The sequence below is a fragment of the Streptomyces sp. ERV7 genome, from assembly GCF_001653515.1.
Lineage (GTDB): Bacteria > Actinomycetota > Actinomycetes > Streptomycetales > Streptomycetaceae > Streptomyces.
The window spans coordinates 149,875-165,991 of record NZ_LYOY01000040.1; the positions used below are offsets into that span (position 1 = coordinate 149,875).

General features: G+C 71.1%; 14 protein-coding genes and 1 pseudogene. 2 read left to right on the forward strand and 13 right to left on the reverse strand.

Annotated features, from left to right (window positions below; translation table 11 throughout):
• Positions 1 to 109 precede the first annotated feature (109 nt).
• Together murJ (A8W25_RS15225) and A8W25_RS15230 are read right to left on the reverse strand one after the other, a co-directional pair.
• Positions 110 to 1,747, reverse strand: a complete 1,638-nt coding sequence (gene murJ / locus A8W25_RS15225; protein ID WP_067161744.1) for a murein biosynthesis integral membrane protein MurJ — start codon at positions 1,745 to 1,747, stop codon at positions 110 to 112.
• Positions 1,744 to 2,907 (reverse strand): lipid II:glycine glycyltransferase FemX, encoded by a 1,164-nt coding sequence (locus A8W25_RS15230; protein ID WP_067164089.1) that lies wholly within the window; start codon positions 2,905 to 2,907, stop codon positions 1,744 to 1,746. Before A8W25_RS15230 ends, murJ (A8W25_RS15225) begins: the two co-directional genes overlap by 4 nt.
• A 222-nt stretch (positions 2,908 to 3,129) precedes the next feature.
• Here A8W25_RS15230 and A8W25_RS15235 point away from each other — a divergent pair, with 222 nt between their 5' ends.
• Positions 3,130 to 4,353 (forward strand): L,D-transpeptidase, encoded by a 1,224-nt coding sequence (locus A8W25_RS15235; protein WP_067161749.1) that lies wholly within the window; start codon positions 3,130 to 3,132, stop codon positions 4,351 to 4,353.
• Between the two features lie 17 nt (positions 4,354 to 4,370).
• A pseudogene (locus A8W25_RS32400) lies at positions 4,371 to 4,575 on the forward strand (acyl esterase); the annotation flags it as partial.
• Positions 4,576 to 4,609: 34 nt separating this feature from the next.
• Here the strand turns inward: A8W25_RS32400 and A8W25_RS15240 are convergent.
• The 11 genes from A8W25_RS15240 to A8W25_RS15290 all read right to left on the reverse strand — a co-directional run bounded on the left by A8W25_RS15240 (position 4,610) and on the right by A8W25_RS15290 (position 15,793).
• Positions 4,610 to 5,482: an amino acid ABC transporter permease gene (locus tag A8W25_RS15240; RefSeq protein WP_067161751.1), complete on the reverse strand. Its 873-nt coding sequence runs from the start codon at positions 5,480 to 5,482 to the stop codon at positions 4,610 to 4,612.
• Positions 5,479 to 6,123 (reverse strand): amino acid ABC transporter permease, encoded by a 645-nt coding sequence (locus tag A8W25_RS15245; RefSeq protein ID WP_067161754.1) that lies wholly within the window; start codon positions 6,121 to 6,123, stop codon positions 5,479 to 5,481. The genes A8W25_RS15240 and A8W25_RS15245 overlap by 4 nt, the downstream gene beginning before the upstream one ends.
• 8 nt (positions 6,124 to 6,131) lie before the next feature.
• Entirely contained in the window at positions 6,132 to 7,037 is a 906-nt protein-coding gene (locus A8W25_RS15250; protein ID WP_067161755.1) for a glutamate ABC transporter substrate-binding protein, read from the reverse strand.
• A gap of 19 nt (positions 7,038 to 7,056) precedes the next feature.
• Positions 7,057 to 7,800, reverse strand: coding sequence for an amino acid ABC transporter ATP-binding protein (locus tag A8W25_RS15255; protein ID WP_067161758.1), 744 nt, complete (start codon positions 7,798 to 7,800; stop codon positions 7,057 to 7,059).
• 156 nt (positions 7,801 to 7,956) lie between these two features.
• On the reverse strand, positions 7,957 to 8,391 hold the full coding sequence (locus tag A8W25_RS15260) for a DUF6278 family protein (RefSeq protein WP_067161761.1): 435 nt from the start codon (positions 8,389 to 8,391) through the stop codon (positions 7,957 to 7,959).
• A gap of 73 nt (positions 8,392 to 8,464) precedes the next feature.
• A complete protein-coding gene (locus tag A8W25_RS15265) occupies positions 8,465 to 9,244 on the reverse strand; it encodes an exodeoxyribonuclease III (protein WP_067161764.1) in 780 nt (259 codons plus the stop codon).
• 30 nt (positions 9,245 to 9,274) lie between these two features.
• A complete protein-coding gene (gene murJ, locus A8W25_RS15270) occupies positions 9,275 to 10,852 on the reverse strand; it encodes a murein biosynthesis integral membrane protein MurJ (protein ID WP_067161767.1) in 1,578 nt (525 codons plus the stop codon).
• The gene (locus A8W25_RS15275; protein WP_079126103.1) at positions 10,849 to 11,946 is read right to left on the reverse strand and encodes a chorismate synthase; all 1,098 of its coding nucleotides are present in this window, start codon (positions 11,944 to 11,946) and stop codon (positions 10,849 to 10,851) included. Before A8W25_RS15275 ends, murJ (A8W25_RS15270) begins: the two co-directional genes overlap by 4 nt.
• Positions 11,943 to 13,889, reverse strand: a complete 1,947-nt coding sequence (locus A8W25_RS15280; RefSeq protein WP_067161770.1) for an anthranilate synthase family protein — start codon at positions 13,887 to 13,889, stop codon at positions 11,943 to 11,945. The genes A8W25_RS15275 and A8W25_RS15280 overlap by 4 nt, the downstream gene beginning before the upstream one ends.
• Positions 13,886 to 14,545, reverse strand: a complete 660-nt coding sequence (locus A8W25_RS15285) for an isochorismatase family protein (protein ID WP_067161773.1) — start codon at positions 14,543 to 14,545, stop codon at positions 13,886 to 13,888. Before A8W25_RS15285 ends, A8W25_RS15280 begins: the two co-directional genes overlap by 4 nt.
• Positions 14,546 to 14,620: 75 nt before the next feature.
• The gene (locus A8W25_RS15290) at positions 14,621 to 15,793 is read right to left on the reverse strand and encodes a 3-deoxy-7-phosphoheptulonate synthase (protein ID WP_067161775.1); all 1,173 of its coding nucleotides are present in this window, start codon (positions 15,791 to 15,793) and stop codon (positions 14,621 to 14,623) included.
• Positions 15,794 to 16,117 lie beyond the last annotated feature (324 nt).

A 16,117-nucleotide genomic window follows, 5' to 3' on the forward strand; every position in this document is an offset into this window, starting at 1 on the left:
TCCCAGGAGTCTCAGGGGTCTCGGATATGTCTTGAATGCCGCGGATGCCCCGGTCAACCCGGACATCCGCGGCCTCGCGGGCGTCGGTATCCCCGACGGCCCGCCGCCCTCAGCGGTTCCGGCCGCCCCGGAGCTTGCCGAGCACGTCGTTGATCCCGTCGAGCCGCAGCGGCCGTGCCAGCAGCGCGACCGTCACCAGCAGTACGGCCGCTCCCGCCCCGGCCGCGGCGAAGTCGCCGAGGCCGTCGGCCGCACGGGCCGCCGCGTGGCCGAGCAGCGCCGCCGGGACGCAGCCGAGCAGCAGCCGGACGTGGACGGCGAGCGTGGGCGAGCGCAGCAGCCCGCCGCCGCCCAGCCTGCGGTGGAGGGTGTACGCGGTGACCGCCCATCCGGCGAACAGGGCGAGCGAGTACGCCCCGGCCATCCCGGTCACCGCCCAGCGCGCGGGCAGCAGCACATAGGCGAGGGCGGAAAGGCCCGCGTTGCACCCGGCGATCACCAGGTTGAGGACGAAGGGGGTGCGGGTGTCGCCGAGCGCGTAGAACCCGCGCGAGAGCACGTACTGCCCGGAGAAGGCGATGAGTCCGGGCGCGAACGCCATCAGCATCCCCGCCATCACCGCCACGTCGTCGGGGCTCGTCCTGCCGTACCCGAAGACCACGCCCATCAGCCAGGGCGCGAGCGCGAGCAGGGCGCAGGCGGCCGGGACGATCATCGCGGCGCTGGTGCGCAGCCCGTAGGAGAGGTCGCGCCGCACCGCCGCCCGGTCCTCGTCGGCCGCCGCCCGGCTCATCCGGGGCATCAGCGCGGTGAGCAGCGAGACGGTGACGATGCCGTGCGGCACCACCCAGAGCATGTACGCGTTGGTGTACGCGGTGTAGCCCGCGCCACCACTGGCGCCCTCGTCGAGGGCGCGCTGCCCGGCGGTGGTGGAGAGCCGGGTCACGACCCAGTACGCGAGCTGGTTGGTCAGGACGAGCAGCATCAGCCAGCCCGCCGAGCGCAGCGGGCGGGTGATGCCGCTGCCGCGCCAGTCGAACCGCGGCCGCCAGCGGAACCGGGCCGAGCTCAGCGCCGGGACCAGGGCGAGCGCCTGGACGGCTATCCCGGCGGTGGTGCCCCAGCCCAGGATCCGGGTGTCGGTGGCGCTCAGGGTGGAGCCGGAGGTCCCGGCGCTCACCAGATAGAGGCCGAACACCGCGATGACGACGAGGTTGTTGAGGACCGGCGTCCACATCATCGCGCCGAACCGGTCGCGTGCGTTGAGCACCTGCCCGAAGAGCGTGAACAGGCCGTAGAACAGGATCTGCGGCAGGCAGTAGCGGGCGAAGGCGACCGTGAGGTCGCGCTGGTCGCCGGTGTAGTCGGTGTAGAGGTCGACGATCCGCGGCGCGGCGAGCACCGCGAGGCCGGTGAGGGCCACCAGGGCGGCGGTGCACGCGGTGAGCAGCCGGTCGGTGTAGGCGGCGCCGCCGTCGCTGTGCTCCTTGGCGGCGCGGATCAGCTCGGGCACGAAGACCGCGTTGAGCGTGCCGCCGATGAGCAGGGTGTAGAGGATCGTGGGGACGGTGTTGGCGACGGCGAAACCGTCGCCGACGAGCCCGACGCCGAGCGCGGCCGCCACCACCGACGACCGGACGAAGCCGGTGGCCCGCGAGACGATCGACCCCGCGGCCATGAGCGCGCCGCTGCGCGCGACGGACGGCTTGGCGGCGTGCCGGGGAGCCGTTCTGGCGGGGGCCGTCACCGGCGGGCCAGATAGGCCTGGAACGCGCGGTACAGCGCGTGGTTGGTGGTGCCGCTCATCGGTGTCTCCCACTCCCCCAGTGTCTCGACCACCTGTCCCCCGGTACCGAGCTTCCAGCGCAGCAGACCGAACGGACGATCCTGTGGATCAAGAGTGGAGGGTACCCCGCGCATGTCGTACACCTCGGCGCCGAGGGCATGCGCATCGAGCATCATCTGCCACTGCAGGGCGTTGCTGGGCCGCACCTCGCGGCGGTGGTCGGCGGAGGCGCCGGTCTGGTACCAGACCCGCCGCCCGACGGTGATCATGGTGTGGGCGGCCAGCACCTCGCCGCCGTGGACGGCCAGATAGAGGCGCATCCGGCCGGGCTGCTCGGCGTTGAGCGCCGCGTACTGGCGCTCGTAGTACGCGAGGGACCGGCCGAGCCGGAAGCCGTCGCGCTCCTCGGTGATCCTCAGCAGCCGGTAGAACTCGGGCAGGTCGGCCGCGCCCGCGGTGACGATCTCGACGCCCGCCTTCTTGGCGGTGCGCACATTGCGGCGCCACTCCTGGTTGAGCCCGGACCACAGCTGCTCGGGGCTCCGCCCGGCCAGCGGGACCTGGAAGACATAGCGGGGCTGGGCGTCGGCGTCGTCGCCGTCCCCGCCGCACCGCCGCCAGCCGCGCGCCCGCAGCCGCTCGGCGACGGCGCTGCCCAGCGAGTCCACCTCGGTGGCGAGCACATCGCCGACCCTGCGGCCGGTACCGGTCGCGGACTTCAGCAGGGCCGCGTCCCAGCGCCGGTAGGCGGGCGAGGGCCCGATGCGTACGGCGAAGGCGCCGGCCCGGCGCAGATGGCGCAGCAACGGCCCCATCCAGCGGTCGATTTCGGGGTCCGCCCAGTCCGCGACCGGCCCCTCGGGAAGATAGGCGAAGTACTTCCGGGTGCCCGGGAACTGCCGGTAGAGCACGAGCGCCGCGCCCTTCAGCTCACCCGTGTCAAGGTGCCAGCCGACCCGTTCCGCAGACCACTGGTCCTTCACCTCGGCCCATGAGGGGTGCTGCAGAAAACTCGCGCCGGAGCGGCCCGCGAGGAAGGACCGGTACTCGGCGACGGAGAGACCGCGCACCCGCAGGTCCTGGTCGCGGTCGCGATCGCCGGTCACTAGCAGTGCGGACACGTGGGTGACCTCCAAGTACGCCCCGTCATCGGTTCCACGGGGATGCACAGGATGCTCACAGCGGACCATGACCGGGCCGCGCGACGGATGTGACCGGACGGTGACAGTTCCTCTGCGGTCGTCGTCACAATCGAATCCCGGAGATTTCCCGCGCTTTGTGCAACCTAGAGTCGAGTGACCGACTCTCTCCTACGGAGAAGCATTGCTACGGAGGTTTTCCAGTTGAGCCGCATACGCCGTCACACCCCGCTCCGCCGCCGCCCGGTCCGTAACGCCGTCATCGCCGGCACCGCGGTCCTCGCCGCGGCGCTCACCGCCTGCTCCGGTGGCTCGGGCGGCTCCGGTGACGGCAAGGGGGGCGCCGACATCGCATCCGCCAAGAAGGCCGAGATCTCGGTGAACCTGACGGGGCAGCAGGCGAAGGCCGGCGAGCCCGTGAAGGTGACCCTGGCCGGGGGCAAGCTCCAGCAGGTCACGGTCACCGACGCCAAGGGCGGGAAGCTGGCGGGGAAGATAGCCGCCGACGGCAGGACCTGGACCTCGGACCGCAACGCCGCGCCCGGCACCACGTACGCCGTGGAGGCGAAGGACGACAAGGGCTCCACCGCCAAGGCCGGCTTCGCGACCGCCGCCGCGGACAAGGTGAACAAGCTGACCCTGGTCCCCGGCAAGAACTCCACGGTCGGCGTCGGCCAGCCGCTGTCGATCGTCTTCGACCACCCGGTCAAGGACAAGGCGGCGGTGGAGAAGCAGCTCAAGGTGACCACCTCGAACAACACCGAGGGGTCCTGGGGCTGGATGGAGGACTACTCGGGCAAGTCCCGTGTCGACTGGCGGCCCAAGGAGTACTGGAAGAGCGGGACCAAGGTCACGCTCAACGCGGACCTCAACGGCGTCGACTCGGGCAGCGGCTGGTTCGTGCGCGACTACACGACCAACGTGACCATCGGCAAGAACCAGGTCGTCAAGGTCAGCCTCGACAACCACCACCTCAAGCTGTACCGCGACGGCGCCGTGGTCAAGGACATCCCGGTGTCGGGGGGCACGCCCGGCGGCGACAAGGCGTCCTGGCGCGGCAAGGCCGTCCTGATGGCGAAGGAGGGCACGATCAACATGAACTCCGAGACGGTCGGGCTCGGCGACGCCTACAACAAGATGGTCGACTACTCGATGCGCCTCACCTGGTCCGGGATGTACGCGCACGCCGCGCCCTGGAACGCCGACTACTTCGGCAACACCAACCACAGCTCCGGCTGCATCGGCATGAGCGACGCCAACGCCAAGGAGCTGTACGGCATGGTGCAGCCCGGCGACCCGTTCGAGATCACCGGCGACGACGCCAAGGGCACCCAGGCGCTCAACAACGGCTACGGCGAGTGGAACCTCAGCTGGCAGCAGTGGCAGGCCAAGAGCGCCCTGAGCGGGGCTTCCACCACCGCGGGCTAGAGCCCCACCGGTGCACCACCAAGGAGAGCGGCACCCTCGTCGCATATCTGTACGACGAGGGCCCGCTCGGCCTCGGCAAGCCGGTCAGCAACGCCCCCTACACCTTCCGTGGACACCGTCGACCCGCTCTACAACGAGCGCAACCCGACCGGCGCGCAGCTGACCTTCTCCTCGCCCGCGTCAGACCCGTCGTATCTGACGGTCCCTCTCCGCGAGGAGTGATCACCGGCTGCTGCCGGGAGGGCTTGCCCCCTTGCTACTGCACTCCAGGCAGCAGCGTCCCTGGTTCGGCCGGGGCGACGTCCACGGCCTCCGTCTTGGGATTGCGCTTCTGTCTCCTGGCCATCCAGGTGGCGAACCAGGAGAGCAGCATGCACATCCCGATGTAGATCGGCGAGATCACCATCACCACGGGGATGAACGGCAAATCGTAGTCGAGATTCGAAGCGATGAGCTTCCCCGCGTGCAGGAACTCCTCATAGGTGATCAGATAGCCCAGCGAGGTGTCCTTCAGCGCGACCACCAGCTGGCTGATGATGGTCGGCAGCATCGCCCGGATCCCCTGGGGGACCAGCACGTACGTCATGACCTGCGTCTTGCGCATCCCGAGCGAGAATGCCGCCTCCTTCTGGCCGCGTTCCACGGAGTTGACGCCGGAGCGGAACACCTCGGCGAGCACCGAGCCGTTGTAGAGCGTCAGTCCGGCCACCAGCGCCGGCAACGGCTGCACCTTCAGCGCCACGAAGATGAAGAAGATCATGACCAGGACGGGCATGGCGCGGAAGAACTCGACCACCAGCGTGGCGAGCCAGCGGACCGCCCGGTGGTCCGAGAGCCGCCCGGTCGCCAGGACCGCGCCGAGCACCAGCGAGAACAGAGCCGCGAACCCGAAGGCCTTGAGCGTGTTGCCGAGCCCGCGCAGCAGCAGCCGCTGGATCCCCTCGTACTCGAAGGGCCGCCACTTGGTGACGGTGAACTGGTCGGTGTCGAACAGCAGATAGATGATCCAGCCCAGCAGGGCGAGGATCAGAAACGTGGAGCCGACCCCGTAGAGCAGATGCCGCTGCCGGGTCTTCGGGCCGGGGATGTCGTAGAGGGCGGTGGCCTCTCTGGCCAGTTGTGCGGTCATCGGGCGACTCCCCAGTACTTCTCCAGGAGGTTGAAGACGGCGCTGATGGTGAGCGTGATGATCAGATAGCCGACGGCGATCCAGATGAAGGTCCAGACGATGTCGTAGCCGAGCTCGTTGAGCGTCTTGTACGTGCCGAGCAGCTCGGTGACGCTGAACGCGCCCGCGATGGCGGAGTTCTTGGCCAGCGCGATGAGGGTGGAGCCGACCGGCGGGATGACCGAGCGGAAGGCCTGCGGCAGCACCACGCCGGACAGCGTCTGGCCGAAGGTCATCCCCAGGCTGCGGGCCGCCTCGCCCTGGCCGGTGGGCACGGTGTTGATGCCCGAGCGCAACGCCTCGCAGATGAACGCGGAGGTGTAGCAGCCCAGCGCGATCACCGCGAACAGCTTGAAGGGGAGCACCAGGCCGAAGCGCGGCAGCCCGAGCAGCACCGCGAAGAACAGCAGCGTGAGCGGGGTGTTGCGCAGCACGTTCACCCACACGGTGCCCAGCGCCCGGAACGAGCCCACCGGCGAGACCCGGAACGAGGCCATCAGGAAGCCGAGCACCAGGGCCACGGCCGAGGCGTAGACGGTGAGCTCGACGGTGCCGAGGAAGCCCTTGCCGTACAGCGAGAAGTTCTTGGTCAGTACGTCCATGCGGGGCCTCAGCTCGCCGGGTAGCGGTCGATGGGCGGAGCGGGCGCGGCCTTGCGTCCCGACAGACCGAGCGTCGCGTCGTACGCCTTCTGCCAGTCGCCGTTCTTCTCGTGGGTCTCGATGGCGTCGTCCAGGGCGAAGCGCAGGGCGTTGTCGCCGCGCGGCACACCGACGCCGTACGGCTCCTTGGAGAATGGCTTGCCGACGACCTTGAGCTCGTCGGGCACCTTGGCCGCGTACCCGCTGAGGATGGTGTCGTCGGTGGTGACGGCGGCCACCTGGAAGGTGAGCAGGTTGTCCACACAGACGGAGTACGTGTCGTACGCGACGAGTTCGGCCTTCGGGTAGTCCTTCTGGATGCGCTGGTACGGGGTGGAGCCCGCGGCCGAGCAGACGCGTTTGCCGTTCAGGTCCTGCGGCCCGTCGATGTCGTCCTCGTCGGTGCGCACGAGCAGGCCCTGGCCGGCCAGGTAGTAGGGCCCGGCGAAGCCGACCAGTTTCTTGCGGTTGTCGTTGATGGTGTAGGTGCCGACGTAGTAGTCGACCTGGCCGTTCTGCAGGGCGGTCTCGCGGTTGGCGGAGGCGATCGTCCTGAACTCGACGGACTTGGGGTCGAAGCCGAGCGAGGCGGACATCATCTTGGCGATCTCGATGTCGAAGCCGGAGTAGACGCCGGTGGCCGGGTCCTTCTCGCCCATGTAGGGCTGGTCCTCCTTGGCGCCGACGACCAGGTGGCCGCGGTTCTTCGCCCGCCGCCACACCGGTGAGTCGGGCAGCGTGAAGCCCGTCATGACCCGGTAGTGGGGCAGTTGGTCGGGCTGCGGGCCCTTGACCGGCGGGCTGCCCGACTTGCCGCACCCGGCGGCGGCCAGGAGCAGTGCGAGGGCGGCCAGCGCGCGTCGCGTACGCGTCATGGTTGCGTCCACTCCCCGTTCAGTGCTTGAGGATCTTGGAGAGGAAGTCCTTGGCACGCTCGCTGTGCGGGTTGGTGAAGAACTCGTCGGGAGTGCGGTCCTCGACGATCTTTCCGTCGGCCATGAACACGACGCGGTTGGCGGCGGAGCGGGCGAAGCCCATCTCATGGGTGACGACGACCATGGTCATACCGTCGCGCGCCAGCTGCTGCATGACTTCGAGCACCTCGTTGATCATCTCCGGGTCGAGCGCGGAGGTGGGCTCGTCGAAGAGCATGACCTTGGGGCTCATGGCGAGGGCGCGGGCGATGGCGACGCGCTGCTGCTGGCCGCCGGAGAGCTGTGCGGGCAGCTTGTCGGCCTGGGAGGCGAGGCCGACCCGGTCGAGGAGCTCGCGCGAGCGCTGGTCGGCCTCCTCCTTCTTGCGTCCCCGGACCTTGATCTGGGCGAGGGAGACGTTGGCGAGGACGGTCCGGTGAGCGAAGAGGTTGAAGGACTGGAAGACCATGCCGACTTCGGCGCGCAGCGCGGCGAGCCCCTTGCCCTCCTCCGGCAGCGGCCTGCCGTCGATGGAGATCGCGCCCGACTCGATCGTCTCCAGGCGGTTCATCGTCCGGCAGAGCGTCGACTTGCCCGAGCCGGACGGGCCGATGACGACCACCACCTCCCCGCGTCCGACGGTGAGGTTGATGTCCTGGAGGACGTGCAACTTCCCGTAGTACTTGTTGACGTCACGCAGCTCGATCAACGGATCGACGGCCATACGCTGTCCTGCCCACTCATCGCTGTGTCGAGGTCAGCGCAAACTATCCAGCCCGGAAAGGGACTTCACTTCGACACGCACGAACAGGACATAAACCGTATTTTGGGTTACCGGCGGGTTGGGTCAACGCCACGTTGACTTCCGTGTGCGCGACGGTCAGACCTCGGAGGCCTCCGCGTACACCTGCGAGAGCTCGGGCGTGCCGCTCGCCGCCCACTCGACGCCGGCGCCCACCACGTCGACTTCGCGCCCCGAGGCGAGCCGCACCACCGGCTGCCCGCCCGGCCACACCTGCCAGGAGGCGCCCTCGACCGTCCGCACCAGCACGGTGCCCAGATACAGGCCCGCGTCGTTGCCCAGCCAGGGCAGTTCCTCCGGGTCGTCCCGCCAGCGCGGCGGCAGCTGGTCGAGCGCCGCCAACGAGGCCGGGCTGTCGTCCAGTTCGAGCCCGGCCTGCTGCGCCCTGACCCGGAGCAGCTCGCACTCCGCCAGCAGCTCGCCCACACCCTCCGGATCGGTCTGCACCGCCTCGGCGAGGGCCGCCGTCCGCTGCGAGCCGTGCCGCTTGCGCCAGTTGTCCAGGATGTTCATGGCGTCAAGCGTCCCATTCGCACAGAGCCGCGCACCACAGGGCACGCGGGGTGCGATTCTCAGATCTCCCGTCTCAGATCTCCAGGTCGACGACGACCGGCGCGTGGTCGGAGGCGCCCTTGCCCTTGCGCTCCTCGCGGTCCACATAACTGTCCTTGACGGCCTTGGCGAACGGCTCGTTGCCGTACACCAGGTCGATGCGCATGCCCCGGTTCTTGGGGAAGGACAGCTGGCGGTAGTCCCAGTACGTATACGGCCGGTCGTACTTCAGGGGGCGGGGCACCACGTCGGAGAGGCCCGCCTCGCGCAGCGCGGCGAGCGCGGCCCGCTCGGCCGGGGTGACATGGGTCTGGCCCTCGAAGAACGCCACGTCGAACACGTCCTCGTCGGTCGGGGCGACGTTGAAGTCGCCGAGCACCGCGAACGGCCGCTCCCCCGCCGCGTCCTGGGCGACGGCCGCCTTCAACGCCTCGAACCAGGCCAGCTTGTACGCGTAGTGGCCGTGGCCGACCTCGCGGCCGTTCGGCACGTACACCGACCACAGGCGCACTCCGCCGCAGGTCGCCGAGACGGCGCGGGGCTCCAGGGTCTCCTCGAAGCCGGGGTCGCCGGGCAGACCGAGGACCACGTCCTCCAGGCCCACCCGGGAGACCAGCGCCACTCCGTTCCACCTCCCCGTCGCGTGGACCGCCGACTCGTAGCCCAGCTCGCGGAGCTCGGCGGCGGGGAAGCCCTCCAGGGTGGTCTTGGTCTCCTGGATGCACAGCACATCCGTGCCGGTGCTCTCCAGCCAGGCCAGGAGGCGGGGCAGCCGGGCGGTGATCGAGTTGACGTTCCAGGTCGCGATGCGCATGCGAGACAGCCTAACGGCGGGGGCCGACAGTCACCGGCGGCACAGGGCCGCCGTCACCAGCAGTACGGCCGCTCCCGCCCCGGCCGCGGCGAAGTCGCCGAGGCCGTCGGCCGCACGGGCCGCCGCGTGGCCGAGCAGCGCCGCCGGGACGCAGCCGAGCAGCAGCCGGACGTGGACGGCGAGCGTGGGCGAGCGCAGCAGCCCGCCGCCGCCCAGCCTGCGGTGGAGGGTGTACGCGGTGACCGCCCATCCGGCGAACAGGGCGAGCGAGTACGCCCCGGCCATCCCGGTCACCGCCCAGCGCGCGGGCAGCAGCACATAGGCGAGGGCGGAAAGGCCCGCGTTGCACCCGGCGATCACCAGGTTGAGGACGAAGGGGGTGCGGGTGTCGCCGAGCGCGTAGAACCCGCGCGAGAGCACGTACTGCCCGGAGAAGGCGATGAGTCCGGGCGCGAACGCCATCAGCATCCCCGCCATCACCGCCACGTCGTCGGGGCTCGTCCTGCCGTACCCGAAGACCACGCCCATCAGCCAGGGCGCGAGCGCGAGCAGGGCGCAGGCGGCCGGGACGATCATCGCGGCGCTGGTGCGCAGCCCGTAGGAGAGGTCGCGCCGCACCGCCGCCCGGTCCTCGTCGGCCGCCGCCCGGCTCATCCGGGGCATCAGCGCGGTGAGCAGCGAGACGGTGACGATGCCGTGCGGCACCACCCAGAGCATGTACGCGTTGGTGTACGCGGTGTAGCCCGCGCCACCACTGGCGCCCTCGTCGAGGGCGCGCTGCCCGGCGGTGGTGGAGAGCCGGGTCACGACCCAGTACGCGAGCTGGTTGGTCAGGACGAGCAGCATCAGCCAGCCCGCCGAGCGCAGCGGGCGGGTGATGCCGCTGCCGCGCCAGTCGAACCGCGGCCGCCAGCGGAACCGGGCCGAGCTCAGCGCCGGGACCAGGGCGAGCGCCTGGACGGCTATCCCGGCGGTGGTGCCCCAGCCCAGGATCCGGGTGTCGGTGGCGCTCAGGGTGGAGCCGGAGGTCCCGGCGCTCACCAGATAGAGGCCGAACACCGCGATGACGACGAGGTTGTTGAGGACCGGCGTCCACATCATCGCGCCGAACCGGTCGCGTGCGTTGAGCACCTGCCCGAAGAGCGTGAACAGGCCGTAGAACAGGATCTGCGGCAGGCAGTAGCGGGCGAAGGCGACCGTGAGGTCGCGCTGGTCGCCGGTGTAGTCGGTGTAGAGGTCGACGATCCGCGGCGCGGCGAGCACCGCGAGGCCGGTGAGGGCCACCAGGGCGGCGGTGCACGCGGTGAGCAGCCGGTCGGTGTAGGCGGCGCCGCCGTCGCTGTGCTCCTTGGCGGCGCGGATCAGCTCGGGCACGAAGACCGCGTTGAGCGTGCCGCCGATGAGCAGGGTGTAGAGGATCGTGGGGACGGTGTTGGCGACGGCGAAACCGTCGCCGACGAGCCCGACGCCGAGCGCGGCCGCCACCACCGACGACCGGACGAAGCCGGTGGCCCGCGAGACGATCGACCCCGCGGCCATGAGCGCGCCGCTGCGCGCGACGGACGGCTTGGCGGCGTGCCGGGGAGCCGTTCTGGCGGGGGCCGTCACCGGCGGGCCAGATAGGCCTGGAACGCGCGGTACAGCGCGTGGTTGGTGGTGCCGCTCATCGGTGTCTCCCACTCCCCCAGTGTCTCGACCACCTGTCCCCCGGTACCGAGCTTCCAGCGCAGCAGACCGAACGGACGATCCTGTGGATCAAGAGTGGAGGGTACCCCGCGCATGTCGTACACCTCGGCGCCGAGGGCATGCGCATCGAGCATCATCTGCCACTGCAGGGCGTTGCTGGGCCGCACCTCGCGGCGGTGGTCGGCGGAGGCGCCGGTCTGGTACCAGACCCGCCGCCCGACGGTGATCATGGTGTGGGCGGCCAGCACCTCGCCGCCGTGGACGGCCAGATAGAGGCGCATCCGGCCGGGCTGCTCGGCGTTGAGCGCCGCGTACTGGCGCTCGTAGTACGCGAGGGACCGGCCGAGCCGGAAGCCGTCGCGCTCCTCGGTGATCCTCAGCAGCCGGTAGAACTCGGGCAGGTCGGCCGCGCCCGCGGTGACGATCTCGACGCCCGCCTTCTTGGCGGTGCGCACATTGCGGCGCCACTCCTGGTTGAGCCCGGACCACAGCTGCTCGGGGCTCCGCCCGGCCAGCGGGACCTGGAAGACATAGCGGGGCTGGGCGTCGGCGTCGTCGCCGTCCCCGCCGCACCGCCGCCAGCCGCGCGCCCGCAGCCGCTCGGCGACGGCGCTGCCCAGCGAGTCCACCTCGGTGGCGAGCACATCGCCGACCCTCAGATCCGCGTGCCCCGGCCGGGGCCGGGTCAGCGGCGCGTTGCGGGCCAGATCGGCCAGCACCTCCGGGTCCACCGGATCGGCCGACATCACCTGTTCCCACTTGGGCCACTCCGTGTTGCCCACCATGATCGCGATCGGCGAGCCCATGGAGAGGCCGTGGCGGACGCCGCCCAGGAAGGTGACCTCGTCGCGCTCGAACTTCATCCGCGCGCCCCTGCCGTACCCCAGGCGCCGCCGGGCCAGCTGGTCCGCCACCAGCTCCGTGGTGACCGGCACACCGGCGGGAAGGCCCTCCAGCGTGGCCACCAGTGCGGGGCCGTGCGACTCCCCCGCCGTCAGCCAGCGCAGCCTGCTCAACGCACCTCACCCGCAAGCGGTCCCACACAGGAGCGGACGACGCCGGTGAGTGCCTCGGCGAGGATCCGTACGCCGTCCTCGGTGAGCACCGACTCGGCGTGGAACTGCATCGAGGCGAAGCCCGGCCCGCGCAGCGCGTGCACCTCGCCCGTGTCCGGGTCGCGGCTGATCTCGATGACGCCGTGGTCGGGGTGGGTGAGCTTGTCGTCGGCGCTGCGGGCGGCGAACGTGTTGTAGAAGCCGACCCGCTCGTACGCGCCGAACAGGTCGATCTCCTTCTGGACACCCTGGTTGGGGGTGTCGCGGCGGGCCAGGCCGAGGCCGAGGAGCGTGGAGAGGACCTGGTGGCTGAGGCAGACGGCGACGAACGGGCGCCGCTCGTCGAGGAGCCGGGTCACCGTGGCCCGCAGATGCGCGATCTTGGGGTGGCCGGTCTCCCGGGGGTCGCCCGGGCCGGGGCCCATGACGACCAGGTCGTGGCTGTCGATGTCGTACGGCTCGTCGAACCGACGGACCGTCACCTGCACGCCCAGCGAGGCCAGTTCATGGCCGATCATCGAGGTGAAGGTGTCCTCCGCGTCGACGATCAGCACCCGGCGTCCGGCGAGCTCCTCCACCGGTGCGGACCGCTCGGCGGGGTCGCGCAGCCAGAAGTGGGCGATGCGGTCGTTGCGCCGTTCCAGCGCCTCGCGCACCTGCGGGTGCCCGGCGAACCGCTCGACGGCGCCCGCGCCGGGCGCGCCGGTGGTGCCCGCGTCCAGGGCGGCGAGGAGGCCCGCCGCCTTCGCCCGGGTCTCGGCGACCTCGCTGACCGGGTCGGAGTGGCGCACCAGGGTGGCGCCGACGCCGATGCTGAGCCGCCCCTCGTCGCTGATGTCGGTGGTGCGGATGAGGATGGCGGAGTCCATGGTGCGCCCGCCGTGCTCGTCGCGGCCGATCAGGGCCATGACTCCGCTGTAGTAGCCGCGCCCCTCCGGCTCGTACCGGGTGATCACCTTGCAGGCGCTCTCCAGCGGGCTGCCGGTGACGGTGGGGGCGAACATCGTCTCGCGCAGGATGTCGCGTACGTCGTGGTCGGTGCGGCCCTCGATGAAGTACTCGGTGTGCGCGAGGCGGCCCATCTCCTTGAGGTACGGGCCGACGACCCGGCCGCCGCCCTCGCAGATCCGCGCCATCATCTTGAGCTCTTCGTCGACGACCATGTAGAGCTCGTCGGCCTCCTTGCGGTCGGCCAGGAACGCCATCACCCCGGGCAGGTCGGGACCCGCCGCCGGGTAGCGGTAGGTGCCGCTGATGGGGTTCATCACGGCGGTGCCGCCGTGCAGGCTGACATGGCGCTCGGGGCTGGCGCCGACGAAGGTGCGCCCGCCGGTGTGCACCAGGAACGTCCAGTACGCGCCGGACTCCCGCTCGACCAGGCGCCGGAAGAACGACAGGGCGCTGTGCGGGGTGTAGGGCGTGATGTCCGCGACGAAGGCGCGCTTGATGACGAAGTTGGCGCCCTCGCCGTTGCCGATCTCGTGCTCGATGACCTCGCGCACGATCTGCGCGTAGCTGTCGTCGTTCACGTCGAAGCGGCCGTCGGTGAGGGTGACCGGCTCGTTCGGCAGCCGTCGCAGGGCCTCGGCGAGCGGCAGTTCGCCCTGTTCGGCCACCGACATCACGAGCAGCGGCTCGCCGTCGTCGGTGCTGGTGAAGCCGCGCTCGGAGATCTGCCGGTACGGGACGACCGCCAGCACCTCGTGGCGGGCGCCCGGCCCGGCGGGCGACTCGGGCACGGGTATCTCCGCCAGCGCGTCGACGGCCGAGACCTCGCCGAGGAGCACTTCGAGGACGTCGCGGTCCACGGTCTCGGGCCGGTGCAGCAGGGCGTACGCGGCGGGGCCCTGCTCCAGCACCCGGCCCAGCAGGTCCCGGTCCGCGGGGAGTCGGCCGTCGCTCATCGGCCCGCTCCGTCCGCGGGGGCGAGCTCGGCGAGGACCGACTTGGTGGTGGTGACCACGGCACAGCGCTCGGCCGCGTAGTTCAGGGCCATGCGGTGGTACTGCTCGGAGAAGTCCGCGACCGCGTCCGCGACCAGGAAGGGCTGGATGTCGTTGGTGAACGCCTCCACCGCCGACATCAGCACGCCCACGTGCGCGTACACCCCGCAGATGACCAGTTGGTCGCGGCCTGCCGCGCGCATCCGCTCCAGCAGGTCCGACTTGAAGAACGCGCTGTAGCGCCACTTGGTGAACACCCAGTCGTCCGCGCCCGGTTCGAGCTCGTCGACGACCTGGCGGTCCTCCGGGGCGACCCGCATGCCCGGTCCCCAGAAGTCCTTCAGCAGCCCGCGCTCCTGCTCGCTCATCCCGCCGGGCTGCGCGGTGTAGGCCACCGGGATCCCGGCCGCGGCGCAGCTCTCGCGCAGCAGCGCGGCGTTGCGCACCAGGGCGCCGCCGGGCGACTGGTCCGCCGGGAACGGCCGCAGGAAGTAGCGCTGCATGTCGTGGACGAGCAGCACCGCCCGGTCGGGATCGACCGTCCAGGTCGCGGTGTTGGCGGGCAGGTCGCCCTCGGAGGGCATCGGATACGGGTCGATGGAGGGCAGGCCCGCCATGGGGGTCGTCCTTTCGCTGTGCCGGTACGTGTACGGAGTCGTGCGCGGCGTGCGCCTACGGAGCGCTGGTCGGCCTCAGCCGAGCCAGGCCGAGGCCACCGAGACCGCCTGGCGCGGGTTGAGGCGCGGGTCGCAGAAGCTCGTGTACTTGTCGCCGACCTCGTGCAGCCGGTCGTGGTCGGTGACGCACTCGGTGACGTCGTCCGGGGTGGTCTCCAGATGGATGCCGCCGGCGGTGCCGCCCGCCGTGGTGACCGCGCGGTGGAACTCCACGACCTCCCGTACGACGGTCTTCACCAGCCGCGTCTTGAGCCCCTCGGGGCCGTTGACGGTGTTGCCGTGCATCGGGTCGGTCAGCCAGATCACCGGGTGGCCCGCCGCGCGCACCGCCGCCACCAGCGGCGGCAGCTTCTCCCCCACGGTGTCCGCGCCCATCCGGGAGATCAGCGTGAGGCGCCCGGGCACCCGCTCGGGGTCGAGCTTCTCGCACAGCGCGAGCAGGTCCGCCGAGGTCATCCCCGGGCCGACCTTGCAGGCCACCGGGTTGGCCACGGCGGCGAGCAGCGCCACATGGGCGCCGTCCACCTGGCGGGTGCGCTCACCGATCCACGGCCAGTGCGTGGACGTCAGCAGCAGCCGGCCGTCGTCCTGCAGGCGCACCATCGGCAGCTCGTAGTCGAGCAGCAGCGCCTCGTGGCTGGTCCACACCGGCGCCTCGTGGCGGGCCCCGCGCGCCGGGCCGCTCCAGCCGAGCAGCTCCATGATGCCGCGCGCCGAGCGGTAGCCGGTCAGCATGCGGGTGGGGTCGGGCTTGCGCAGCTCGGGGTCGGGCTCGGGGGCGTTGACCATATGGCCCCGGTAGACGGGGAGTTCGACCCCGGCGACCGTCTCGGTGGGACGGGAGCGGGGCTTGCCGTACTGGCCGGCCAGGCGGCCGACGCGCAGCACGGGCTTGTGCGAGGTCATCCGCATGACCCCGGCGAGCATGTCGAGCAGCCCGACCTTGCGGGCCACGTCGCCGTGACTGTCCTCCGCCCAGTCCTCGGCACAGTCGCCGGTCTGGACGACCTGGACCCGTCCGGCGGCGACCTCGGCCAGCCGCGCGCGCAGCTGGTCGACGTCGTCCGCCTCGACGAGCGGCGGCAGCGCGGCGAGCTCCTGCCGCACCCGTACGAGTTCCGCGTGGCCGTCCCAGTCCGGTTGCTGCACTGCGGGCAACGAGCGGAGGAACGTGTGGACGCTGTGCACCTGATACCTCCCAGGGTGGCGTGGCACCGCTCACCCGAAGGGCGGATCAGGAAGCGGCTGGACGCCGACTCTCGCCGACGGCGGGAGGAAAACCGAAGCCGGTTTGCGGGACTCCGTGAAATGCGGGCGGAATCTGGGCCGGACTTGACGGAGTGTCGGTCCGGCGCCGCCGACGGGATCCGGCCGCGCCGGGCCCCGGTGGCTTGCGCGCGCCCCCTGCGCCCGCACCCACCGGGAGCGCGGTGGCGCAGCCACCATCGGGCGGCACGGTACCCCGTGGCGGCCCCCCGTGAACGGGGGCGCGGGCGGGGCCGCAGTGACGAG